Genomic DNA, 1,769 nt, shown 5'->3' on the forward strand with positions numbered 1-1,769 from the left:
AGTACTTTGCCTTAGACTTCCTTCAGATTCCACCTCGCGATGGACACCCTTGTCCTCAGCTCGTGATTCCGACTACTACGGCTCACAGTGGACTTTCACCACCTAGTTAACGCCCATGCCGAGCGCACCCAAATTTCACTTGGCAATTTATTGCCTAGTGAAAGACCAAGTTTTGAGATGTCCGAGTGGGCTTCTCGGATAGCTCAAAATTGCGTCGGCAGCGTTCCAGTGGCTGTATCCCCGGGCCCCGGAGCCGGCAGTGAACCACCACACCAAACTACTACCTCTATCCCAACAACAACCACCAAAAATCACCAACGTCCAACCAAGCAAAACGCTTCTCGTCTGCCAAAAACTCTCTCACCTCAAGTAAAAACACCGACTGATCTCTCACATCTTTACAAAATCAGACATATCTCTTCGAATAAGACAGCTTCAGCTTCTTCAATCCTTCAACCGGATCCCCAAAACGATCAACCTCATACAAATTATTACGAATCCCAACCGGCACATCAGAACGATCAACATTGCGAACCTCATACTTCACATAAGACCCCTTATGCACAACCTTAACAAACTCAGTCTTATGATCATAGCTACCGTTCAAAGTAACAATATCACCCTCACCATAATCAGTATCGATCACAGCAGCCTTCTGCTTACCAGCATCATGCACCATCACATAACCAACCTTCTGTTCAATAAACGGGTTGATCCGATCCAAGCTAGCAAACTCCATATTACGTCCAAGGTAAGCCACCCCAAACACCAAACCGATCACCAAAATAACCGACATCAAAAAATAAGCAGCCTGTTTATAAAGCTTCCGACTCTTCAAAACTTGAGCGATATCACGGTTCATCCCGTCATCATCCTCATTCCAAAAATCCGAAACCGGGAAATGTAACGCCTGCGCAACGCGGACAATATAATCCATATTCGGATTCGATTGCCCCGCTTCCCAGCGATAGACCGTATTTCTAGACACTTGCAACATCTTTGCAAGCTCATTTTGCGTTACACCCGCTATGTCTCTTTTTTCCTTCAAAATATCCGAGATCGGTCTGATCTTATCAGCCTCAACGTAATACGTCCGATCATCTTTCGGCTTTTCTTTTTCGGGAATTCCATAAATTATTGCTAGAATTGCACTTAACAGCAGCAAAATCAACGTCGGTCCCGGATATACGTGAACATCCCTTCTAATGACCGCGAAGGTGATCATATTCGTGATCAAAATTACCAAAATCGCTACTTGAAAACCACCCAAGAACAAATACAAATGCCGGCCGGCTTTTTTTAATCGACCTATTCCTAGGAAAATGTAGACTAATAAAATACAAAAGAAGGTAATGAATTCTAGCATTCCTGGGATCGTTGTTTCTCCGTAATCGATGAAGGTCATCGATTTGTAAAACGGAAAATACGTGATCCCTTGCGTGCTTTTAATGTAAATGACTTTTAAGTAAAATAAGGCAACTATCGCTATCAAAGCCACGATGGTCGTTGATATTTTTAAATAGACTCTCTTCTTCTTCATAATCGCATCCCACATTATTAATATAATTATATTATAACGACTTTTTGAAAGATTTCTGGTTAAAAAGCAAATCCCTTCTCTGCGATAATCCCTTTATGGTTGTCAGATGAAATAATATAAATTCATCTGATATTCATGAAGGGATTTTTTTATGTCTAGAAGTAAATATACAGTCCAAGAGAAGCTGGATCTGGTGTTGGAGTTTAAAGAAACCCAACCCATCTTCAAT

The 1,769-nt window shown here is 41.8% G+C and carries 1 protein-coding gene; it reads right to left on the minus strand.

Annotation, left to right across the window (positions count from 1 at the left end):
* Positions 1 to 406 precede the first annotated feature (406 nt).
* On the minus strand, positions 407 to 1,540 hold the full coding sequence (locus tag EKM69_RS12135) for a helix-turn-helix domain-containing protein (protein ID WP_164505954.1): 1,134 nt from the start codon (positions 1,538 to 1,540) through the stop codon (positions 407 to 409).
* Positions 1,541 to 1,769: the final 229 nt, after the last annotated feature.

This window comes from Companilactobacillus zhongbaensis, assembly GCF_003946515.1.
GTDB lineage: Bacteria > Bacillota > Bacilli > Lactobacillales > Lactobacillaceae > Companilactobacillus > Companilactobacillus zhongbaensis.

Coding starts and splice junctions, on each gene's coding strand:
- EKM69_RS12135 (WP_164505954.1), bottom strand. CDS start 1,540: ATGAAGAAGAAGAGAGTCTATTTAAAAATATCAACGACCATCGTGGCT.